This is a genomic window from Prevotella histicola (assembly GCF_055385135.1).
Genome location: NZ_AP043794.1, coordinates 244,973 through 269,069, shown reverse-complemented (window position 1 = coordinate 269,069; position 24,097 = coordinate 244,973). Strand labels below are relative to the sequence as shown.

Below are 24,097 nucleotides of genomic sequence, written 5' to 3'. Positions count from 1 at the left end.
TATTCTATAGGTTACAAATGCGAAAATGAAGGACTTGGGAATGAATTATAGAAGATGGACAATACTTTTCTGTAAAGATATTTGTAATTGCTGCAGAGCTTATAGGTAATATTCTGAAACATGATGAAAAGAAAATCCCCATGCACATCTTTAGGATGCGCATGGGGATGATCTTTATTCTTTGATGCGTGTGTTACGCTGTCTTACTCTTTGATGTTTGGCTCCTCAAGACCGAGGTGACGCTTCTTGTCAACGACCTTCAAGGCAAGACCAATGAAGAGTGCGATGACACCGAGACCTGCTAACATGATAAGAGGAGCGGTGTAATTGAGCTTGGTTGGGTCGGTAACACCAACGTTAGTCTTATCCAATACCTTACCAATGAGCAATGGGAACAACCAAAGTCCGATGTTCTGAATCCAGAAAATCAGTGCGTATGCAGAACCAATGATCTTTGCATCAACCAGCTTTGGTATGCTTGGCCATAATGATGCAGGCACAAGTGAGAACGAAGCACCCAATACAAGGATGGTTACATAGGCTACGATGACACCGCCAACCTGGCTTGACTTGAACTGAGGAAGAACGAAAGCAAAGGTGAGGTGACAGATAATCAGCAGTAATGAACCCAAAACAAGCATGGAAGCAGCCTTACCCTTGTGGTCTACATAGCTACCGAGGATCGGTGTGATACCTACTGCAAGGAGTGGGAACACAGCGAAGATGGATTCTGCAGACTGTCTCATGTAACCCATGTAACAGTAAACAATAAGACTAAGGATAGACAGACAAAGCATTGAATTCTTCATTGCTTTGTTCTTCATGAAGTTAAACATGAAGGCTGTTGCAGCTACAACGAGCATGATAACATACTGAACGATGGTCACACTGGATGATGCCCAGAAGGAATCAGCAGGTAACTCATGGAAAGTAAGGTTACACTGGAGCATGTTTACAGCATACTTCTGGAATGGGAAGATAGCTGAATAATAGAGAACACAGAGTAGAGCAACAAGCCAGAAACCCATACTGGTGAGGATTTTGCCCAAGTCGCTGATCTTGAATGGGTCGTCTTTTTCTTCAGCTTCCCCTGTCTGCTTGTCGAGTTTCTTATCCATGAAGAAGTAAACAACAAACATCATCAATGCGATACAGATGAGAACCACACCGAAAGCAACGGAACGAGAGACGTCAATATGTCCGCCAAGCTTAGCAAAGAACGGTGAGAAAATCATACATGTAGCAACACCGAGACGTGCCAGAGCCATCTCTGAACCCATTGCCAACGCCATTTCACGTCCTTTGAACCACTTTACGATACCACGAGAGACGGTGATACCTGCCATTTCCGTTCCACAACCGAAGATCATGAAACCACATGCTGCAACCTTTGCAGAGGCTGGCATGCCCTCATAGAATGGCGAAACACCTAACTGTTCGAATACTGGGATGTGGTTAAGATGGTCTGTGAACCAGATATCAAGTGCACTTCCTGCGAAGCTATCACTGATGGCATAGTACTTAATGAGTGCACCTGTCAACATCACAGCACCTGAAAGAATCGCCGTGAAGCGTACACCCATCTTGTCGAGGATGATACCTGCGAATATAAGGAAGAATACAAAGACATTCAAGAAGGTCTCTGATCCCTGCATAGTACCGAAGGCTGTTGAGTCCCAACCTCTCTGTTCTTGCATCAATTCCTTAATAGGTGAAAGGATATCCACGAAGATATAGGCACAGAACATGGCTAGGGACAATAATAGGAGAGCCGTCCAACGCATCGCTGCGGAGTCTCTCAACGTAGTTTGAATCTTATCAGTCATAATATAATGATTAGTTTATTCGTGTATGAGTTCACAAGCCTTAGCACTCGAAGCGTCATTCTTCTTGTTTGCCTGTCTACTTGTTTACTCGTTAACTGTCGGTTATGATTACTTCTTAAGCCAGCGGTCAAGCCAGTTGAAGAAGGTGCGTTGCCATAGAATACCATTCTGTGGTTTCAGTACCCAGTGGTTCTCATCAGGATAGAGAAGCAACTCTGCTGGTATGCCCCGTAGGCGTGCAGCATTGAAAGCACCCATACCTTGGTTGGCATTGATGCGATAGTCTTTCTCACCATGTATACATAGGATTGGTGTATCCCACTTGTCTACATCAAGATGTGGACTGTTTGCGTATGTTCTTTTGGCTGCTTCGCTCTGGTCTTTGTTCCAGTAAGCATCATCATACTCCCAGTTGCTGAACCAAGCTTCTTCTGTATCAGTGTACATACTCTGAAGGTTGAAAGCACCATCATGGGCAATAAAGCACTTGAAACGTTTGTTGTGATGACCTGCAAGGAAGTAAACTGAGAATCCACCAAAGGATGCGCCAACGGCACCGAGTCTGTCTTTGTCTACGTAAGGTAGGTTGTTGGCAGCGTCATCAATGGCTGATAGATAGTCGCGCATGCACTGTCCGGTCCAGTCAGTACTTACTTCTTCATTCCAAGCACTGCCATATCCAGGCAGACCGCGGCGGTTTGGTGCGATAATAACATACCCATTGGCAGCCATTATCTGGAAGTTCCAACGGTAACTCCAGAACTGTGACACCGGACTTTGTGGTCCTCCTTCGCAGAAGAGTAGGGTAGGATACTTCTTATTTGGGTCGAAATGGGGTGGAGTGATTACCCAAACCTGCATCTCTTTACCATCAGTTGTCTTCACCCAACGGTCATGTACATCGCCAAGTGCCAACTGATCGTAGATATGTTTGTTCTCAAAGGTGAGCTGAACCTGCTCACTTGCCTTCTCTTTCTTGGCTGGTATGACAGCAAACACTTCATTTGCCTGTCGGATACTCTGACGAATAGCAAGCAGTTTCTTACCATCGTTGCCCAAAAGTGAGATGCTTACGTAGTTATGGTCGCCTGTTGTGAGTTGCTTGACATCACCTTTCAGGTTCGTTTGATAGATGTTCACAGTTGCATGCCATACTCCAATGAAATATAAATCCTTAGAGTTTGGTGCCCATGTGTAGTCATCTACATTTGAGTCAAAGCTCTCTGTGACGTATGTTTTCTTGCCTGTTGCCAGATCATATACGCACAAACGGTTGCGATCACTCTCATATCCGTCGTTCTTCATGCTCTGCCATGCAATGTATTTACCGTCAGGTGAGAACTTAGGATTCACATCATAACCTACGTTCATATCACCTTTCTGATGGTTAACAGCCTGGTTGCGCATGCTCTTTGTTGCATCAATCTTTGGCTCAACATAGCCAGCTGGCTTGCAAAGGTTCACCGTTTGACGTGTCTCTACATTATATAAATAGATGTCGGCATCGGTAGAAATGGCGTATTGGGTGCCTTCTTTCTTCCTACAAGTGTATGCAATCTGCTTTGAATCCTTGCTCCAGTCGATCTGTTCGATGCCTCCGAATGGTGCCAAAGGGCTCTCATACGGTTCACCTTCCAGTACATCAACTCCTGCATCTACCCCGTTTGCAGTGACATTTGCTACGAAAGGATGTGCATTTGTGGTCACATAATGATCCCAATGGCGGTAGTTCATATCGGTGATGACCATACCAGAAGCCTTAGGAAGGTCGGATGGATTCTGCTTGATAGTACCATAATAAGGTATACTCTTGATGAGAACGACACGTTTTCGGTCGGGTGAGAAGCGGAATCCTTCGATATCTATATCAGAATGTGTGAGCTGTTTTCGGTTTGAACCGTCTGCATTCATCGTCCAAAGTTGGCCCCCTGAGAGGAAAGCCAATGTGTTATTGTCGAGCCAGGCAGCGTCAGTCTCGCTTTTGGCAGTGGTCGTCAGCAGGCGATCATCCTTGCCATTGGCATCCATAACATGAAGAACTTGGTGTCCTTTGTTCTCCTTTACACTGTAATAGCCCACCTGATAGACGATTTTCTTGCCGTCAGGTGATGCCTGTGCAGCCCCAATCCGCCCCATAGCCCATAAGGCTTCAGGTGTCATGAGGTCACTTTTCAGCGTGATGTTGTTCTTTCCGATGTTCACGTCTTGTGCTTGTGCAACGCCGCCACCCATAAGCATTGCGGCGGTCATTGCGATAGTTAGATTTTTGTTCATGGCTATAAACCCTTCTTTTTATTGTTTAGTTGTTCTTGCTTACGGCGTAGATCTTCTTGCTGTTTCTTCTGCATTTCCTGTAAAGCCTGCATGCGTGCAGCAAGACCGCTCGTCTTTTTAGGGTTCTTTTTGTTCTCTTCTCGTTTTGCTTCGAGTATCTCTAATAGCTTCGAATCATCTGTTGTCTTGCGCAATGCCCACATGATGGCAGCTGAGAAGAATAGAGAAACGAAGTAATAGAAGTTCAGACCGGATGAGTAATCATTGAACATGAAGAAGAAGAAGAGTGGCATGAGCATCATCATGTACTGCATCATCTTCATCTGATCAGCCTGTTGTCCCACCATCTGGTCCTTCTGTTGCTGCATAGTAAACCATGAATAAAGCAGGTTAGCACCACAGAAGAGGATACAAGTCAGTGAGATATGGTCGCCAATGAGCCACAAACTGTGGTCCCAAGAGAAGATAGGATCGTATGTACTGAGGTCTTTCATCCACAAGAAGCTTTGTCCTCGCAACTGAATAGCATTCGGAACGAAGTTGAACATGGCGATCCAGATAGGTGCTTGGATGAGCATTGGCAGACAGCCGGATAGCGGACTGACTCCGTATTCAGAGTATTTCTGCATCATTGCCTGCTGCTTTTGCATCTGATCTTCAGGCTTATTGAACTGCTTTGTAGCCTCATCGAGCTTTGGTTTGAGCACTCTCATCTTTGCAGAACTCATGTAACTCTTCTTCACCATAGGGTAGGTGATGGCCTTTAATAATAAGGTGATGAGGATCAATACGACACCCATTGGGAAGATTTTACTCAACCAATCGAAGACGTAAAGCGTAAACCAGCGGTTGATAATACGGAACAGTGGCCAACCAAGGTAAACCAATCGTTGCATATCAAGGTCCTTATGGAATCTGCTTTCTTTCTCAACTGCCTGCAAAAGGCGGAAGTCATTAGGCCCAAAATAGAACTCAAACTCTGATGGACGCTTACCTGTTGGGTCGAAAGCAGCCTTCATGTTTGCCTCATAATCCTTCAGATAGTGTGTCTCTTTGTCCAAAGGTGTACTCTTCAAGTTGGCTCCTTGCGCGAAATTATCCTTTGAAATCATCACAGCAGAGAAGAATTGATTCTTGAAAGCCACCCAGTCTAAAGGCTCTTCCGTAGTCTCTTCCTTCTCTGAAGTCTCACTTAACTGTGTTGTTCCACCGTCATGTTTCTTATAGGTAAGCGTAGCATAACGGTTCTCGAACGTGAAACCAAGCTCTTGCTGGCGGCATTTATCCTGCCAGTTGATATCCATTTGGTTGTAGTTCGGGGCGAACATACCACTCATTCCATCTGCCTGTAGAGACATATGGAGCAGATAATCCTTGCCTAACGTATAGTTTAAGGTAAGCGTTTTGCCTGCTCCTGCTGTTGCAGTGAGTGTTACTGTGGTATCAGTAACGTTCGTTGGAGTGAAGAAAAGGTCCTTTGTCTCGATGTTAGCATCCTTTGTTGCCAACATAAAGTTCAGACTTTGGTCGTCACCACTGAACAGTGTAACGTTCTTCTGGTCCTTAGATCCATCCTTAACGGTGACATCATGGCCTACATAATTCTTGATAACTGCCTTCTTAACGACACCACCTTTAGTGCTTAAGGTCAGTTCCACCTTACTGTTCTTCAGTGTAATGTCCTGTGCCTGACCGTTCAATGCAGTGTGGAACAGGGCAGTCGTGTCAGCTGCAGCAGCTGTTTTCTGTTGTACTTGCTTTGCTGCTGCAACCTTTGCAGCCTGTGTTTTCTTCGCAGCGGCGATAGAATCCTTCACGAATTCCTTTCTTTGCTGCTCTAATTGTTCAGCTGATGGCTGCTGCCACCATGCAAATCCAAAGAGAACGAGGGCTATCAAGACAAAGCCCGCGATAGTATTCTTATCCATTATTTCTTTTTCTGATTTTCAATTGATGCTTTTACAAAGTCTAAGAAGAGTGGGTGCGGATGGAGAACCGTTGACTGATACTCTGGATGGAACTGTGTACCGATGTACCATTTCAGCCCTGGTATCTCAACAATCTCAATGAGTTCACTCTCCGGATTACGTCCGACGCACATCATACCGTTCTTCTCAAACTCTTTCTCGTAGCTGTTGTTGAACTCATAACGGTGGCGGTGACGCTCCTGAATGTGCTCTTGTTTATAGATGTTGAACGTATGTGAACCCTGACGGAGCACACATTCATAAGCTCCAAGGCGCATCGTTCCACCCATATTCGTGATGTTCTTCTGCTCCTCCATGATGTCAATAACATTGTGTGGAGTCTTCTCGTCGATCTCACGTGAGTTGGCATCTTTATATCCAAGGACGTTGCGTGCGAACTCAATAACCATCATCTGCATACCAAGACAGATACCGAAGGTTGGGATATTATGTGTACGGGTATAGTGAGCGGCGATAATCTTTCCCTCAATACCACGTTGTCCGAAGCCCGGACATATGACAACACCATCCTGACCTTTGAGTTTTTCTTCTACATTCTGCTCTGTCAGTTCCTCTGAATTGATGAAAGTAATGATTGTTTTGTGGTCGTTATAAACGCCAGCCTGCAACAATCCTTCACGAATACTCTTGTAAGCATCCTGCAAATCATACTTCCCGACGAGTCCGATGTGTACCTCTTTCGTTGCTTTACGCTGTCTATCGAGGAATTCTCTCCATGGTCCGAGAGCTGGTTTATCACCGATCTGCTCACCACACTTACGTAAAATGGCTTCGTCCAAGCCCTGATTGAGCATGTTAATAGGCACATCGTAGATGCTAGGGAGGTCCTCACTCTGTACGACACAGTCGAAATCGACGTTACAGAAGGCTGCAACCTTCTTGCGGATGTCGTCATCAAGATGCTTTTCTGTGCGCAAAACAAGTACATCTGGCTGTATTCCCACACTCTGCAGTTCCTTAACACTGTGCTGTGTAGGCTTTGTCTTCAGCTCACCGGCAGCCTTCAGATAAGGAACATACGTCAGGTGAAGGTTGATAGCACGCTTCCCTAGTTCCCATTTCATCTGTCGGATAGCCTCCAGGAACGGTGCTGACTCGATGTCACCAATCGTTCCTCCGATTTCTGTTATCACGAAATCATAGTGATATTTCTGTCCAAGTAGTTTGATGTTTCGTTTTATTTCGTCCGTAATATGCGGTACAACTTGAATCGTTTTGCCAAGATAATCACCCCGACGCTCCTTGTCTATGACGCTTTTGTAGATACGTCCCGTTGTCATAGAGTTGGCTTTGGTGGTCTTGATACCTGTAAAGCGTTCGTAATGACCGAGGTCGAGGTCGGTTTCCATCCCATCAACAGTCACGTAACACTCACCGTGTTCATACGGATTCAGCGTTCCTGGGTCGATGTTAATGTATGGATCAAACTTTTGGATGGTGATGTTGTAGCCTCTCGCTTGAAGAAGCTTGCCAATAGATGACGAGATAATTCCTTTACCAAGTGAGGAAACTACGCCACCAGTAACGAAGATATACTTTGTTTCAGCCACGATTGTATGTATGTTTAATTATTGTCTTTGTAAAACGTTTATCGTTGGTTTCAAACTAATGTGCAAAGATACGAATTTTCCATAGAATACTCTTGTTATCCAACAATTATTTTTTCATCTGTCTTTTGCTTCTGTTTTATCGTGTAATTGTGGGATGTTTTCTTGTACAATGATTTCATTATGACGGGATTAAATGGGTTGTTTGTTTTTCATGCCTTTGTAAATTTCTGTTCCAAAGTGGGGGTAATCGTACTGAATATTCGTAATTGTGTGTTTTTTTCTGTCGATGTTATTTCGGTAAAATAGTGGTATTCTTGCGTGGCAAAATAAACTTACAATATTTGAAATGCTATTGGATGGGAAATGAAGGATAATCGTCTTTCCCCGACTTTGTAACCTTATAGTTTTCAGTTAGTTACAAACAGGCTTGTAAAAGGGCGTCTTTTACGTTGCAAAAGGGCGTCTTTTACACGTCAAAAGGGCACCTTTTACATTGCAAAAGGGCATCTTTTAGAATGCAAAAGAGCCTCTTTTAAAAATCAATTGGTAATTTGTTTTACAAAAGTAGCATTTGTTCTCTTCTGTAATCGCTCATATATCTTCTTTTAAGTCTGCTTGTGTTACCTTCTTATTGGGTGTGGTTCTCAACTTAATTTGTTGTGATTGAAGGCTGGAAAAACATGCTTTTACATTGCTTCTCTTGCTGCAGTTTTAGTTGGAAAGAGATAGAAAATAAGCGCATCTGTTCTGTGTTTTTGTAGGTTTAATGAGTGGTAAGATGGTTTAAAACACTTATTTTTCTGTCAAAGAAGCTCTTTATTCGAAAAAATTGATGTAAGTTTGCAGAAAATTAAGCATGCTATAATGAGATTAAGGATCTTACTTTCAGTGTTTTTTTTAGTTAGTTTGGGTGCTGCAGCACAGCAACGTCGTGTGTCAGTGGTCAAGGATGACGTGCCGTCGACAGGTGTTGCCAAACAGTATGCCGACTCTCTGGCATGGCTGAAGGACAGTATCTTTAGCGTAAAAAACACGAAAAAGCAATCGAAAATCCGTGGGAGAGGGAGTTCAAGACTGTTTCTTCCGTTGACATTCTATAGGGATGTTGCTGGGAATATGTTCTCCCTTGGCAAGCCCGAGAGCTCTTATGACACGGAACTGATGCGACTTTATCTGACGCGTCCCGACCTTGTTTGGACAACAAATGATGCTGTTCAGGCACAGCAGACAAAGCTGAATGAGATAGAACAACCGATTGTTCATGACGTACACTTGGTTGAAAAGGTGAACGATAAGCCTGTAGAACCAGCCACAGTACCTGTGGAAGTGATGGTCGTACGTCCTAATTTCTGGACTTACAGTGGCAGCTATTCCCTGCAGTTCTTGCAGAATTACGTCTCGGACAACTGGTATAAAGGTGGTGAAAGTAACTATGCTGCCCTTGCTGCAGTCGTCATGGACGCCAATTATAACAATAAACAAAAGGTGAAATGGAGTAACCGATTGGAGCTGAAATATGGTATGCAGAGTAGCCGTTCCGACTCTTTGCACAGTGTGAAGAGTACAGATGACCTCATTCGTCTTACTTCAAAGTTCGGTCTACAAGCCACAAAGAAATGGTATTACACCGTTCAGTTCATCGGATATACGCAGTTTGGGAAGTCTTATCGTTCGAATGATCCAACGGTTTATTCGGCTTTTCTCTCCCCAGCAAACATCAATATCTCTCTTGGTATGGACTATTCTGCCGACTGGTTGGGCCATCGTTTGAAGGGAACATTCCATATTGCGCCTCTTGCTTATAACCTGAAATATACTCGAATGCTTGAACTTTCAGACCGATTGGGTATCGGAACGGGTCATCATTTCCTACATGACTTCGGTTCGGAGTGCACAATTGATTTGGAATGGAAGCTCTTGGAGATGCTCACATGGCGTACCCGACTCTATGGTTACACCACTTATAGGCGTTCGGAGGTGGAGTGGGAGAATACATTCTCCTTCCAATTCAACCGTTACATATCAACTCAGCTGTTTATTTATCCGCGCTTTGACGATGGTGTAGCACGTGATTCACGTCATGCTTACTTCCAGTTGAAGGAGTTCGCATCCGTTGGTTTCCAGTTCAGTTTCTGATGTTTTCAGAGCTTGAAGTCTGAAGATTGTGGCTTGATTTCTGCTGATTTCGTTAGTTCTTCAGGGTACATCGTTAGTAGAGGATTGGTATATGGCTTATGAATCAGCCCGAAACTCTTTATAAATCTTCTATGAATTGGTAGGAAAAGGGTTTATTATTCAATAAGAAAACATTAGCAGCAATTTCCGTAATATGAGGGAAATTGCTGCTAATGTTTTATCTGATGCGTTGTAAATGGGATAGTATTATTTCTTCTTTTTGGTTGAATTGGCACTAATAACCTTCATTGGAACCAAGGGTAATACCACACTTTCTATAGGCGTTCCTTTAAGATTCTTTGCCAACATACCACGGATAGCACCAATACATACACTTATAAAAGTATCGATAAGGGAAGGATTGGTAACCTCAAAACCATCTTCTTGAATCTCATTTACGAAATTATGGAATGGTTTGACAGCAAATACAGCCCTAACACCTTGTAGAATCACTTCCTCTGCATTGTACATTAGATGCACACGCATTGTAATAATGACACCTTCCGGTTGGGTAGATACGCTTATGTTGTGCTCAAATTGGAATTCTAACTTCGCTTTGTCTAGTTGTGAAAGGTCGATGTCATAATTGAATTTATACGATTCTTCTTGTAATTCAATGATGCCATATTCTATGTTTATATCACTCTTCATTAGCCTACTTTTTGAACTTTTGACTTACAATCAATGTACCCTAAATGGCAAGTCCATTGGGATTTCATAGAAATCTCAGCATTAGTACCCTTGTCTTTTATAGGTAAAAACACAGTAGAAGGCAGTGTACACACGTTGTTCATAGATGTGTCTAACAATGAAATGTTCAACATCAATGATATTTCAGTGAGTGTATCAATTGTGAAGTTCCTATCACCAGAGAGCCAGGAAGATACTTCCGATTCTGATTTATGTAATCTCTTGGCGAATTCTTTCTGTGATAAGCCACTGTTCTTCAGTGCATTTCCTATCTTTAAAGCAATCATCATACGATTGCTAGTCTTCTTAAGTGCAACCTTATCTATCTTTGATAGAAGGTCATTTAAGACGTTCTTGGTTTTCTTTTTATTACTCATACACCATGCCTTTATGCCACAAATTTACGCGATAATTCGGATATATGCAAATATTTCAGTACTTATTCTCTATTTTAACAAATGTTATTTACTCTTCCTAATCGTGTTGAATAAGAGTCGGTTTTGTATCTATGTTACTGTATTCTGTGCTCTGACAGTCTATTTGCATCTGTTTTTGATGGCATTGAAGATGAACTTATCTATATCTTTTTATTCTCAGTTTGGTTTCGTTTGTGCACATATAGAGATGTGGGAAGATTATCTTACAAAATGTAAGAGGGTTTTGTATGCAAAATAGGTGATAATCTTGAAAAATGAAGTTTGTAACCTTTGGAATATCAAGTAGTTACAAACAGGGTTGTAAAAGACGCCCTTTTACGTTGTAAAACATGCCCTTTTACATGATAAAAGATGCCCTTTTGCAATGTAAAAGGGCATCTTTTGAAGTGCAAAAGGGCATGTATTGATTTATATACTATGATTTCTTTTTACAATTTACTACTCTTATGATGGATAAAAAAGGGGAGTTAAGGCTTTTATCTCTTTGCTTTTTTATCCTTTTTACCCTTTTCTTTCCCTGGTGTTGTAGCGATTTTAGCCAGTTCTCTGTTCACATGTGTGACGAAGATCTGCGTACCGCCCTTGCTGAAGACTATCTTATACATGCCTCCTTGTTTGTCACGATGGAGATAAGTGTAGGCAAATTTGTTGATGGACCAGCATGTGTCATGTTGTGCTGCAGCATCTACTCGGTCGTAGAAATCCTTGTTTGGGATGGTATCAAGAATCAATGTTGCCGCATAATTACCACTGCTTACCGTCTCTTCGTCGGCTGCCATGCTGATAGAGTCGGGGATAATGGGCGTTGCTTTGGACAGTTTATATTTCGGGAACCTCACAGATGTGATGCTGTTGAGGTTGATTGACAGCTTCTTCTCTGCCCCTTGTGGTTCGAATTCACTTGCTGCAACGGTGTCACCTTCGCCTTGTCCCTCTATGGTATGGCTGTGCTTACAGGATATAACACCTCCAATGACAAGGATGATTCCGAGGATTATTGTACTGATAATCCGTGATAACTTCGTTTGTTTACTCATTGTTTACTCCTTTCTGTCTCTGTTTGAATCGAGTTTCTTCAGTCGCTTCTGTGCCGTTGGGTTGTCAGGATATAGCTCAATGGCTTTTTGATAGTTGGCAATAGCAGCATCAACCATGCCCTCACGTTCACATTCCTTTCCCATCATGACGTATTCAACGGATAGTTTCTTTAGGAATTCCTGTTGCTGACGTTGTTCCTCTTTTATCTTTTTGTTCTCTTCTTTCAGTTTGTTGATGATGTTGAGCTTGCGTCTTATAAACCGTTTAGCAGCTGGTCGTTCAATATCATAACGGCTATGGATGGCAAGGAAGAAGCTACGAAGGAAGCTATCGAAGTCGCCTTCATCAAAAGCACGTGCTGCATCATAGTATTCTTTGTCGGCTTTGCTCTGCTTTAGTGCCTTAGAGATGAGGTTATTGTCATTATAATGGCGTGCAAACTGCAGTACTTCAGCCTTTACGAACACTTCATTGCGACGCAATGGCTCCTTAAGGGTAATCCCTTCGAGGCTCGTACAGCGTGATAGTGCCACGTAAGCCTGCCCTCCTGCGAAGACTCCACCCGTGAAATCAATGTTCACATTGCGGAAAGTCAGTCCTTGACTCTTGTGTACGGTGATAGCCCATGCCAGCTTTATGGGGAATTGGACGTATGTTCCGATCTGTTCTTCCTCTATCTTCTGCTCGGTTTCATTGAATTGGTAGCGTACGTTTTCCCACATCTCACGTTGTACCTGTAGGTCGTTTCCATCCTCCGTGTGCACGTAAAGCATACCTTCTTCTTCATCTATTCCGATGATAACACCCAATGTTCCGTTGACCCATTGCCTCTCTATGTCGTTCTTAATGAACATGATATGTGCGCCAACCTTGAGGTTTAGCTCGATAGGAGTGGGCAGACTGCTCTCTGGAAATTCCCCTTTTATCTCTCCTTGGAACATGACGGGGCTGCCGGGTAGGCTGTCTAATCCCTCGTTGTTTATCCAATCTACTGTGTCACGCTTGGTTGATAGCGTGATGGTGAAGTCTTCTTTCCCTTCATTTTCAGTAGGTGAAAGACTGGCATTGACCCGCTGGTTGATAAGATTGAAGTCGGTATCAGTGACTTGATTGGTACGGATATGATCAAGAATGGAGATGAACGTAGGGTCAGTCTGTCGGTAAACCTTATTCAGTTCGATGCTGACGAGTGGATAATCCTGGAACACCTTTGCATCAAAGAAGTAGCTGCTGGGGTAGTAAGGCTGCAGGATTCGACGGTCTTCTTCCTTTAATACGGGTTCCAACTGGTAGATGTCTCCCACCAAAAGGAGCTGTTTTCCACCGAAAGGTTCGCGCATATTACGGTTATAGATGCGTAGAACCTTGTCAATGAAGTCGATGATGTCAGCACGAACCATGCTTATCTCGTCGATGATAATCAGTTCAACCTCACGCAGGAGTTTGCATTTATCACCGTTATACTTCATCGTTCCACGCAGATTGCGTGCCGAATAACGGGTGTCATTGGGCACTAAGGGATGAAAAGGAAGCTTGAAAAAACTGTGAAGGGTGCTTCCGCCGGCATTGATAGCAGCAATACCAGTGGGTGCAAGGATGATATGTTTCTTTTTAGTGGTTGCAGAAATATATCTTAAAAACGTAGATTTCCCCGTTCCAGCCTTACCAGTCAGGAACAGGGAATTGTGTGTGAACTGGATAATCTGGAGTGCTTTCTGCAACTCCGGATTATCTAAGTCTATAGAATTGATGTCTATTGTTGTTTTCTTTTCCGACATTCTGTTTGCTCATGAAGGAGCTTTTTATATCTCAACGTCCTCACTCTTTGGACGTTTCATGGGCTTGATGGCTCTTGGTGTCTCGTTACTTGAGTTGTTGCCACGGTGCTCTGGCGGCGTTGGTTGTATGGGTTCAAGTTCGAAACCTCCCTCTTCACCGCCTGCTTCACCACCTTCTTCAAGCTCTTCTTCACTCTCTCGTTGTCTCAAGTTACGATTATGTGAACGCAGAGAGTCAGGTATCTGACGGTGAGTAACGGGCTGCTGACAGCCATACATAGATATGTCGATGTCCTCATCTGGGTCTAATTGCCATTTAGCATGGTACTTCTGGAACGCTTTATCACGCATTATGCTGTTGATAAAGTTACCACAGATAGGCAAAGCGGTCTTTGATCCTTGTCCGAGGGCGCCTGTTCGGAAGTGGATAGAGCGGTATTCGCCACCTACCCAAGCACCAACAACAAGGTTAGGGCTTACTGCCATGAACCAAGCATCAGAGTGATTGTTAGACGTTCCGGTCTTTCCTCCCCAGTCAGTGTCGGTAGTTGGGAGGTACTGACGTAGTGCCTGACTGGTTCCGCCACCCTCATTAACACCAGCTTTCAGCATCTGTTGCATGAGGAAAGCCGTCTTGTAAGGGAGTGCTTTGTTATGCTCTCGTGGTGCAACATACACCTCATTGCCATCTTTATCGAGGATACGTGTTATGACAACAGGCTCGTGATGCTCACCATCATTAGCCACTGTACAGTATGCATTGACCAGTTCAAGGAGGTTCACGTCGCTTGATCCCAATGCCAATGACGGCTCATCATCAAGCGGACTCTTGATACCCATGTCTTGAGCGGTACGGATAATGTTCTTAATACCCATCTCTTGACCGAGTCGAACAGCAACAGAATTGATGCTTCGGGCAAAGGCTGCCTTCAGAGTTATGCTGTCATTGGAGAATCTTCCATTGGCATTGTGAGGCGTCCAGGTCTTCATCTGTCCCGTCTTCTTATCCAAAACCTGCATACTAATGTACTCATCACGACGCTTATCACAAGGAGTCAGCCCCTGATTGATGGCTTCTGAATAGACAAAGAGTTTGAAGGTGGAGCCAGGTTGGCGTTCCGCAACAACCTTATCATACTTCCATGTCTTGAAATCGATGTCTCCTACCCATGCACGTACAGCCCCTGACTGTGGTTCCATAGCAACCATTGCACAGTGCATGAACTTCACCATGTATCGAATAGAGTCCATTGAGGACATCTCTTTCTCTATAGTTCCCTTCTCATAGTCGAAGAGTTTAACCTTATGAGGTTTGTTCAGATAGTATAAAACACTGTCCGGATGGTTCGGATACTTCTGTACTAACTTCTTATAGAAGGGCTGACGTTCAGCAATACCCTCAATGAATCCTGGGATTTCATCGCCCTTAGCATCGCGCCAAGGCTGCATACCACGCCAGTGATTGTTGAAAGTTTGCTGCACTTTCTCCATCTGTTTTTTTGCAGCTTGCTCTGCATATTTCTGTAAACGGGTGTCAATGGTGGTGTAAATCCTCAATCCACTGCTGTATAAATCATACCCATTTTCCTTCATCCAGTCCTTTAAGTAATCTGAAATATACTCCCTAAAGTACTGTGCCTGACCGTCATAATTCTCCTCAACATGTATGTCTAACTTCAGAGGACGGTGTGAAAGCTGGGTGTATTGGGCACGTGGCAAGACGTTATGTGTCACCATATTATATAATACGGTGTTACGTCTTGCGATAGAATTCTTAGGATGTGTGATAGGATTATAGTAGGTTGTAGCCTTCAGCATACCTACTAATGTGGCTGCTTGGTCGATGGTCATCCTCGCAGGGGTGGTGTTGAAGTAGGTTCTTGCAGCCGTTTTGACACCGAAGGAGTTGTTTCCGAAGTCGACAGTGTTGGCATACATCGTCAGAATCTCCTTCTTTGAATAGATGAGTTCGAGCTTAACTGCAATGATCCACTCCTTACTTTTCATGATTAACATGCGCAATCCAGGCACATGACCAAGTAAACCGGTGGAGTATTGAGTACGAACACGGAACATGTTCTTAGCCAATTGCTGCGTGATAGTTGATGCTCCACGTCCGTCACCACGGGTTAATGCGTCTTTAATGGCACCACCTATTCCCATGAAGTCTATTCCATGATGGCTGTAGAAACGCTCATCTTCAGTGCTGATGAGGGCATTCCAGAATGCAGGATTAACCTCTTCATACTTCACAGGAGTACGATTCTCTTTGTAAAACCTACCGATAAGGACTGAATCAGCACTATAAATCTCAGATGCAGCATAGGTTGGTGGGGTCTTAATCTCGACAAATCCAGGTGATTTTCCAAACAACCAGAGGAAGTTTGTATCTACCATACCTAAGTAAAGGAAGATTGCTACGATGAAAGATACGATTCCTACGGCAGCTTTTGTGTACCATGCACGGCCCTTATAGAGGTTTATATACCACGGAAAGATGCCTAATAGCCCCCGTACAATGCGTTTTATGATGTGAAAGAGTTTCTTAATCATTGATTGATAGTCTACGTGTCCAGGACAAATTCCTTATCTTTTGTTCTTTACAAAATTACTTATTTACTCGGGTTTTGTAGGAGAGTGCGAGTATATTTTAAGATTTCTTCAATGTTATCAGGGTGAAACCATTTGATATCAACATCTTTTTTATACCAAGTTAGTTGTTTTCTGGCATATCTTCTGGTGTTACTTTGTATCTTGAAGATGGCTTCATCGATTGTAGTTAGTCCATCTAAATATTCAAAAAGTTCCTTATATCCAACGGTGTTGAGGGCATTGAGCTCTCGTTTAGGGTATACTTTCAAAGCCTCATTAACCATTCCTGCATCCAACATAGCCACTACTCGCTGATTGATTCGCTCATAAAGTTCATCGCGATCACGGTTTAATCCAATCTTAATGATGTTGAATGGGCGGTCTTTGATGGTGTCAGAGCGAAAGGATGTGTATGTTTTGCCAGTCTGTAGACACACTTCAAGTGCATGGATGACACGCCTATGATTGTTACGGTCTACTATTTCCCAGTGTTCAGGGTCCAGTTTCTTGAGCAAATTGCACATCTCCTGCAGTCCTTCTGCTTCCAATCGTCGCTTCATCTTTTCCCGAATGGAGGGTAAAATGGTAGGAATATCATCAATACCCTTACATACTGCATCGATATACATCATCGAACCACCCGACAAAAGAGCTACCTTCGATTTAGAATCATCAATGATTTTCAATGCATCCTGCTCATAAAGGCTTGCCGAATAATAATCTTCTATGTGATGATTCCCCACAAAGTAATGCTTCACCCTTCGTTGTTGCTCTGCCGTTGGGGCTGCTGTCCCTATTGGAATCTCTGCAAATATCTGTCGGGAGTCGGCATTTATGATTGGAATACCATAGTGTTCGGCAATCTGAAGTGTTGCTTCAGTCTTGCCAACACCCGTTGGTCCTGTGATGACAATTAATGTCTTGTCCTTCAAATCAGGTCTTTTATCTGATTAGACCACGCTGTGAAGCCTCAGCAAAGTCAATGATATGCTGAATCTCTGGTGTAACTTCCAGCTCTTCTTTTATCCTCTGAATGTTCTCAGCCCGTGTCCCTGTACCATAGAGAAGACGGTAAGCATTGTGGATAAGATCTATCAATTCGTTAGAGAAACCACGTCTGCGAAGTCCTACAAGGTTTACTCCCATGTAGCGAGCAGGTTCTTTACCTACTATAATATAAGGTGGAATATCCATTGAGAAACGACTTCCTCCTTGTACCATGACGTATCCTCCGATATGACAGAACTGATGACAAAGGATGTTTGCTGAGATGATTGCACAGTCATCTACAGTCACTTCCCCAGCAAACTTCGTAGAATTACCGATGATGATACCAGATCCAATGACGCAATCATGTGCGATATGCACCGACTCCATCAGCAGATTGTTACTGCCAACCTTTGTTGTTCCCTTTGAAGCGGTACCTCTTGAGATGGTGACATTCTCACGAATAGAGTTGTTGTCACCCACTTCGCAAAGTGTCTCTTCGCCCTTGAACTTCAAGTCCTGTGGCTTAGTAGAGATACTTGCACCAGGAAATATCTCATTGTTGTTGCCGATTCGTGCACCAAAGTGTATGGTTACACTGTTCTGAAATACGTTGTTATCGCCGATAACAGTATTCCTGTCAATGTAACAGAACGGACCAATGATGTTGTTATCACCCAGTTTTGCCTCTGGATGAACAAAGGCTAAAGGACTAATCTGGTTCATTTCTCGTATCTTGTTATTATTTATTCTTTACTATCTGTGCGGTGAATGTTGCTTCAGCTACGACACGTTCACCAACGAACATGTATCCCTTCATAGAGCTGATGCCGTGACGAACAGGACCTAAGAGCTCTACACGGAAGAGAAGAGTGTCTCCTGGGACAACCTTCTGACGGAACTTCACGTCGTCAATCTTAAGGAAATACGTCGACCAACGCTCTGGTTCTTCCACCTGAGAGAGCACTAACAGACCTCCACACTGTGCCATTGCCTCCACTTGGAGTACTCCTGGCATCACGGGTTCCTGTGGAAAATGTCCCTGGAAGAATGGTTCATTGCTCGTAACGTTCTTGATTCCGACAACACTTGTAGACCCCATAGCTATCACTTTGTCCACTAATTGCATTGGATAGCGGTGTGGTAAGAGCTCACGGATGCGTATATTGTCCATCAATGGCTCCTCATTTGGGTCATAACTTGGTGCCTGTATCTCGTGTTTGCGTATCTCTTTGCGCATGAGACGGGCGAATTTATTGTTGACAGTGTGTCCCGGACGTGTTGCAATGATGCGTCCTTTGATAGGTTTTCCTATCAATGCCATGTCACCAATGATGTCGAGCAGCTTATGACGTGTACATTCATTATCCCACTGTAGTGGTTTATGCTGTATATATCCTATGTTGTTAGCATCCATACGTGGCACTTTCAGGAGGTCAGCCAGCTGATCCAGCTTCTCTTGTGGTACCTGTTGCTCATAGATTACTATGGCATTGTCCAAGTCACCACCCTTGATGAGGTTTGCTTGTAGCAGTGGCATGATGTCACGAACGAACACAAACGTACGTGCAGGGGCTATTTTTGTTGCGTAAGTACTGAAGTCATCCAGTGTAGCAAACTGACTACTGATGAACTTTGACTCGAAGTTACACATCGCAGTGATGGAGAATTCCTCATCAGGAAGTATCGTTATGACAGATCCATTATCGTCTTTTATCTCTATCTTCTTACGAATTATGTAGTAATCCTTCGGTGCATTCTGGTCAACAATCCCCACTTCGTTGATCTTATCGACATACATTGCAGCTGAACCATCGAGGATTGGGAACTCAGGACCGTTCACTTGGATGAGACAGTTGTCTATTCCCATAGCGTAAAGGGCTGACATTCCGTGCTCAATAGTGCTCACACGTGCATCACCTTTCGCCAGAACCGTTCCGCGTTGTGTGTCAACAACGTTCTCTGCAACGGCATCTATGATAGGCTGACCGTCCAAATCAATACGCTGTATCTTGTATCCTGTGTTCTCTGGGGCAGGGTTGAACGTTACAGTCAGGCTCAATCCTGTATGCAATCCTTTTCCAAAGAGAGAGAAACTCCCTTTTAGTGTCTTCTGTTTGATTGTATCCATGTATGTTATTTGTTCTTTTTAAGTTCTTCTACTTCCTTCTGTAAGGTGTTCAACTGCTTATAAAGATCTGGCAGATGTTTGAAGATTGCCAGTGATTGGAAGTACGGACGCTGTTCCATTGGGGGTGTTCCGATGAGTTGTTGGTTGCTCTTCAGACTACCTGGTACACCCGATTGTGCTCCGAGGAACACCTTGTCACCAATGTTGATATGCCCAGCGATACCCACTTGCCCGCCAAACATGCACCATTGTCCTACCTTTGTAGAACCAGCAATACCTACCTGTGCTGACATAACGGTGTTCTCCCCGATGTCAGTATTGTGTGCTATCTGTACGAGATTGTCGAGTTTCACACCCTTCCGCACGTATGTGCTGCCCATTGTTGAGCGGTCAACACATGTGTTGGCACCAATCTCTACGTTGTCTTCTATGGTTACGATGCCTATCTGTGGAATCTTATCATAGCTGTTTGTTGCTGGGTTTGGTGCAAAGCCGAAGCCATCAGCGCCGATGACTGACCCTGAATGAAGAATCACATTGTTGCCAATCTTGCAACCTTGGTAGATACTTACGTTCGGATAAATGATGCATTCCTTTCCCAGTTCCACACCTTCCATGATCGTAGCGTGCGGATAAACCTGGCAGCCATCGCCCAAAGTGACGCCGTCACCAATATAAGCAAAGGCTCCGATATAGACATCTTTGCCTATCGTAGCCTTGGGTGAGACGAAGGCAAGAGAGTCAATCCCTTGCTTCTTGGGCTTCATACTTTCATAAAGTTGCAGCAGTTTTGCCACACAGTCACGTGCGTTCTTCACGCGAATGAGTGTTGGCTTGGCTTTTTTCTCCAGCTGGATATCTTCATCAACGAGTACTATTGATGATTCAGTCTCGTACAAATAATGTGTATATTTAGGGTTTGCGAGGAATGATATAGCTCCTTTCTTTCCTTCTTCTATCTTGGTAAAGGTGTTAATGGTAACGTTTTCATCACCTTCCACACGCCCTTGGATGAATTGTGATATCTGCTTTGCGGAGAATTCCATTGTTTTATAATACCATTTAAAGTGTTATTAATTGTGCAAAGATATAGTTTTTTTATTAGAATCTCTGATAACAGAGATAATATTTACATATTTTTTTGGAGAGTAGTTCGATGTTTAGAATCTCTGAAGCTACTGTAATATCCTTCAGTGTGCCGTCTTTGTAGAGGATGCTGATGTGGTCATCGAAAGGATTGTACATGTCTTTCTGCACTTTATTTACTCCCATGAGGTACTGACAGTCGGCTTCTTCAAGGCCATAGGTCGCTGATAGGGATGCTTTTAATGCCTGAATCTCTTCTTCTGTGGGTTCTTCTTCCCGCACTTCCACCTTGAACAGTCTTCGGTTGACAATGTTCGAAGCCAGCAGAGAAAGTATCTTGTCATCATGATGCTGCCATACTTTCAGCGCACTCCATATGTCGTTATCGTCCAGTTCGATATAGTTGTCCAATGCTTTTGCGTCTGATTGGAAGCTGTTGGCATCCACATCGTTGTATAAGAAGTACCGTAGGGCAGGGGAAGCAAATAGCTCTGTGCCCTTTGCTGCCAATGCTTTGGCACGGTGCAGGGCGTTGATGAGAACGTTTTCACAGCCCACGGTGGTCTTGTGAAGGTACACTTGCCAGTACATCAGACGACGGGACGTGAGGTAATTCTCTATGGAATAGATGCCATTCGACTCTACAACGAGGGCGTCATCCACCACATTGAGCATCTTTATGATACGTGCTGAGCCTATATTTCCTTCCGTTACACCCGTAAAGAAGCTGTCTCTGCGCAGATAATCAAGTCTGTCCATGTCCAACTGACTGGAGATGAGCTGATGAAGGAAGCGTTTGGGATATTCATTTTTGAAGATATTGATAGCCAGAGTCAGTGCTCCGTGCATCTCATTGTTGATGCGGTCCATCATCATCAGTGATATCTCTTCGTGTGTGATGCCACTGATCAGTGTGTTTTCCAGTACATGTGAGAAAGGACCGTGCCCGATGTCGTGCATGAGAATGGCTGCTTGAACTGCCTCAACCTCACTGTCGAAGACGAATATTCCTTTCTGTTGCAGTGAGATCAGCGCCTCACTCATGAGGTGAAGAGCTCCCAGTGAGTGCTGAAAGCGTGTGTGTTGCGCCCCAGGGTATACCTCCTGTGTCAGTCCGAGCTGCCGAATGCGTGTCAGTCGCTGCATGAGCGGATGGCGAACAATGTCGAGCAGTATGCCACGTGGTATCTTTATAAACCCGAAGACGGGGTCGTTGATAATCTTATAGTCGGTCATCTTTTCTTGAATTTCTGGTTCTTAATGACGGAAACCGAGCGCATCAGTCCCTGCAAAGGTAATATATTATAATGTAAGAGAAGAAAGATACAGAGAAAAAAGACCCTCCCGGTGTTTCCTCGTAGGGGGAGTGTGTCTGATGTGATATGCCTGAATCATGTGTTTTCAAGGTTAAGTAAATCATTAAAAGTGGAACTTTAATAAAAATATATAGTATGATTCTTTATCAACTGATTATAATGAAGAATAGGAATCATATCCTTTAACACCTTAATAAGTCGAAAAAGCAAACAGTAATGTGCTCTCTTTGCGCTCATCATGAGCGGTATTTCTGTGTCCAAGAGCACGGAGAATACAGTGTGTCTTCATGCAGACAAACGCGTTTTTTTGGCACTCTCGGTTTGTGTATAGCACACTGTTTCATGTTTGAAATACTCTCTTTGCAGCATGGGTTAAGGCGAGGCTTTTGTAATATAATTTACCTATCGCTTTTTAATCTACGCCCTTTTGCATAGTGAAAGATGCCCTTTTGCAAAGTAAAAGGGCATCTTTTGAAGTGTAAAAGGGCGTCTTTTACAACGCAAAAGGGCACCTTTTACAAGCCTGTTTGTAACCTCTTGATAATCCATTAGTTACAAAGCTGAAAATAAGAGGTTTTCCATTGAAAACCGAACAAACACCGTTTGATTTGTGTAAGGATATTTCGTAATAGATAGAAAGTCCACTTTTCAGTGGCTTTACTGCTCGTTCAACCGCTCCAATCTCTCTTCTATTAACGCTTTGAATTGCTCTTTTTGATCATCACTGATAAACGATGCCTCAATACATCCCATCCACTTGTCTTTAAATTGGGCAAAATTCGATAGGATTCTGTTGGCTACAACCTCATCAATACCTGTCAATAGCATTGCTTCTCGGAAGTCATATACGAGGAGTTTCTTTTGGAATCCATTGAGTGTTAGTGCCATTTCCTCCCTGTCTTCAGGCATTACCACTTTGGTTGAAACCTGATCGTAGGTAGGGGTAAGTATGTATTTGCCTCCTTTAGGACTGTAGAGAGAGAAGTTCTTAAGGTGCATATCAGCATTACCAATAATCCATGAGAACACCACTTGCTGCCAGTAGTTGACTTTATCTAACTGTGCTATGCTGGAATATTGGTCTATTAAGCGTGCTATCATCTCATAGCTTCCCTGGTATTTCTGTTCCGTTAGTTTCCCACTCAGTTGACACATATCCTCCATTGGGAGCTTCTTGCCATCCTTGGTCCGGTCTATTCTTCGTGTGATATAGTTCAGTTCACCGTCTGCAAAGCGGATGAGTGCGTGTGGAACAACCGGTATTCGTGCTATCTCTGCAAGGTGCATTGAGAGGTCTTCTATCTCTGGTAGATTCCCAAACCTTTCTGTCTGTGGCTTCAGAATGTACTTTCCCATGACGCCCACAATGGTCAAACGCTGTGCATTACCAGCTTCGTCATGTTCAATATCTGCTGATAGCTTAGCCTGAACACCTGTCATTGTTGTTCGTTGGCCCACTACTATCTGTGCAAGGTCATTGATATCTTTGCGTGTATAGGGCAATATGGGGACTTCTACAGAGCCGAACAGCTCTTTAGCACAGTGTGGATGATAATCTATTTCACCAGCATTCAGTGGCTTATAGCAGCACAAACATCTCTTCATCTCTCTTCCTTTCCTTGTTCTATGGGTACAATACTCACGTTACCTATACAGTCTTGGCAGCAGGAAAGGAGCAGTCCCATGCGGTCTTTCCTGCTTATTTTCCAGTTCCTTTCTGCTATATTGAGCATCCATCCTTCTGGTATTAATCCGTCGAAGAAGGAAAACAGTACATTACTGTGGTATGTTTCTTCACTCAGAGGGAGTGTAAGGCTGACGGGGATGGGGCTTTTACTCTTTAAATATACTTGGTTATAAGTAAAGTTATAGCCGTTTTCATCCTCCATGATAGTACCCGCCAGCTCGTTATTGACGTAAACTGAACCTTGTCTCATTGCTTATAGGGGCTTTTAGGGGTTTCTTTTACGATGGGAACGGGACCTAAATGCAGACTGAACAACAGGAGAACCTGGTTCACTTTGTCCATTCTCAATGTTGTTTTTCCTTGCTCCATCTCACGCACGAAGCGTAAACCGACTCCCGATTTGAAGGCTAAATCCTCCTGTGTAAGTCCGTATTCCTTGCGCAACTGCTTGATGGTAAGTGATAATTCGTTTTGTTCCATGCTTTTATACCTTATCGGGTACAAATGTAATGATAATCTTTTGTTTTGCAAAAGAATACTCC

The 24,097-nt window shown here is 43.6% G+C and carries 18 protein-coding genes; 1 reads left to right on the top strand and 17 read right to left on the bottom strand.

Translation table 11 applies throughout. The features are described from left to right. Nucleotides 1-203: 203 nt before the first annotated feature. From ACZ48L_RS09905 to ACZ48L_RS09890, 4 genes are all read right to left on the bottom strand, one after another. Entirely contained in the window at nt 204-1,826 is a 1,623-nt protein-coding gene (locus tag ACZ48L_RS09905) for an MFS transporter (RefSeq protein WP_025790662.1), read from the bottom strand. 108 nt (nt 1,827-1,934) lie between these two features. Then, nucleotides 1,935-4,100 carry a dipeptidyl-peptidase Dpp5 gene (dpp5, locus tag ACZ48L_RS09900; RefSeq protein WP_025790663.1) on the bottom strand — a complete coding sequence of 722 codons (2,166 nt, stop codon included), beginning with the start codon at nt 4,098-4,100 and terminating at the stop codon, nt 1,935-1,937. A gap of 2 nt (nt 4,101-4,102) precedes the next feature. Then, complete coding sequence (gene yidC / locus ACZ48L_RS09895; protein WP_025790665.1) at nt 4,103-6,028, bottom strand: membrane protein insertase YidC; 1,926 nt, start codon at nt 6,026-6,028, stop codon at nt 4,103-4,105. Further along, on the bottom strand, nt 6,028-7,638 hold the full coding sequence (locus ACZ48L_RS09890; RefSeq protein ID WP_008823247.1) for a CTP synthase: 1,611 nt from the start codon (nt 7,636-7,638) through the stop codon (nt 6,028-6,030). The genes yidC and ACZ48L_RS09890 overlap by 1 nt, the downstream gene beginning before the upstream one ends. An 864-nt stretch (nt 7,639-8,502) precedes the next feature. On the opposite strand from ACZ48L_RS09890, the gene ACZ48L_RS09885 reads away from it, so the two are divergent. Then, a complete protein-coding gene (locus ACZ48L_RS09885; RefSeq protein ID WP_008823246.1) occupies nt 8,503-9,774 on the top strand; it encodes a DUF3078 domain-containing protein in 1,272 nt (423 codons plus the stop codon). 246 nt (nt 9,775-10,020) lie between these two features. Here ACZ48L_RS09885 and ACZ48L_RS09880 read toward each other — a convergent pair whose 3' ends face one another. The 13 genes from ACZ48L_RS09880 to ACZ48L_RS09820 form a co-directional block, all read right to left on the bottom strand. Further along, nucleotides 10,021-10,464 (bottom strand): hypothetical protein, encoded by a 444-nt coding sequence (locus ACZ48L_RS09880; protein WP_025790667.1) that lies wholly within the window; start codon nt 10,462-10,464, stop codon nt 10,021-10,023. Continuing rightward, complete coding sequence (locus ACZ48L_RS09875; RefSeq protein ID WP_025790669.1) at nt 10,464-10,880, bottom strand: helix-turn-helix domain-containing protein; 417 nt, start codon at nt 10,878-10,880, stop codon at nt 10,464-10,466. The genes ACZ48L_RS09880 and ACZ48L_RS09875 overlap by 1 nt, the downstream gene beginning before the upstream one ends. A 536-nt stretch (nt 10,881-11,416) precedes the next feature. After that, nucleotides 11,417-11,977 carry a hypothetical protein gene (locus ACZ48L_RS09870; RefSeq protein ID WP_025790670.1) on the bottom strand — a complete coding sequence of 187 codons (561 nt, stop codon included), beginning with the start codon at nt 11,975-11,977 and terminating at the stop codon, nt 11,417-11,419. Between the two features lie 3 nt (nt 11,978-11,980). Continuing rightward, entirely contained in the window at nt 11,981-13,756 is a 1,776-nt protein-coding gene (locus tag ACZ48L_RS09865) for an AAA family ATPase (protein WP_464722073.1), read from the bottom strand. Nucleotides 13,757-13,780: 24 nt separating this feature from the next. Beyond that, nucleotides 13,781-16,309, bottom strand: a complete 2,529-nt coding sequence (locus ACZ48L_RS09860; RefSeq protein WP_464722072.1) for a transglycosylase domain-containing protein — start codon at nt 16,307-16,309, stop codon at nt 13,781-13,783. A gap of 59 nt (nt 16,310-16,368) precedes the next feature. Beyond that, nucleotides 16,369-17,280: a tRNA (adenosine(37)-N6)-dimethylallyltransferase MiaA gene (gene miaA, locus ACZ48L_RS09855; protein ID WP_464722071.1), complete on the bottom strand. Its 912-nt coding sequence runs from the start codon at nt 17,278-17,280 to the stop codon at nt 16,369-16,371. Nucleotides 17,281-17,290: 10 nt separating this feature from the next. After that, the gene (gene lpxA, locus ACZ48L_RS09850; RefSeq protein WP_008823239.1) at nt 17,291-18,061 is read right to left on the bottom strand and encodes an acyl-ACP--UDP-N-acetylglucosamine O-acyltransferase; all 771 of its coding nucleotides are present in this window, start codon (nt 18,059-18,061) and stop codon (nt 17,291-17,293) included. 16 nt (nt 18,062-18,077) lie between these two features. Then, nucleotides 18,078-19,466, bottom strand: a complete 1,389-nt coding sequence (locus ACZ48L_RS09845; RefSeq protein WP_025790673.1) for a bifunctional UDP-3-O-[3-hydroxymyristoyl] N-acetylglucosamine deacetylase/3-hydroxyacyl-ACP dehydratase — start codon at nt 19,464-19,466, stop codon at nt 18,078-18,080. Between the two features lie 5 nt (nt 19,467-19,471). After that, nucleotides 19,472-20,512: a UDP-3-O-(3-hydroxymyristoyl)glucosamine N-acyltransferase gene (gene lpxD / locus ACZ48L_RS09840; protein WP_025790675.1), complete on the bottom strand. Its 1,041-nt coding sequence runs from the start codon at nt 20,510-20,512 to the stop codon at nt 19,472-19,474. Between the two features lie 55 nt (nt 20,513-20,567). Beyond that, entirely contained in the window at nt 20,568-21,788 is a 1,221-nt protein-coding gene (locus tag ACZ48L_RS09835; protein WP_025790676.1) for an HD domain-containing protein, read from the bottom strand. 737 nt (nt 21,789-22,525) lie between these two features. Then, nucleotides 22,526-23,473, bottom strand: coding sequence for a HipA domain-containing protein (locus tag ACZ48L_RS09830; protein ID WP_025790678.1), 948 nt, complete (start codon nt 23,471-23,473; stop codon nt 22,526-22,528). After that, on the bottom strand, nt 23,470-23,805 hold the full coding sequence (locus ACZ48L_RS09825; RefSeq protein WP_025790679.1) for a HipA N-terminal domain-containing protein: 336 nt from the start codon (nt 23,803-23,805) through the stop codon (nt 23,470-23,472). Before ACZ48L_RS09825 ends, ACZ48L_RS09830 begins: the two co-directional genes overlap by 4 nt. Then, nucleotides 23,802-24,035 (bottom strand): helix-turn-helix transcriptional regulator, encoded by a 234-nt coding sequence (locus ACZ48L_RS09820; RefSeq protein ID WP_008823233.1) that lies wholly within the window; start codon nt 24,033-24,035, stop codon nt 23,802-23,804. The genes ACZ48L_RS09825 and ACZ48L_RS09820 overlap by 4 nt, the downstream gene beginning before the upstream one ends. Between the last annotated feature and the right edge of the window lie 62 nt (nt 24,036-24,097).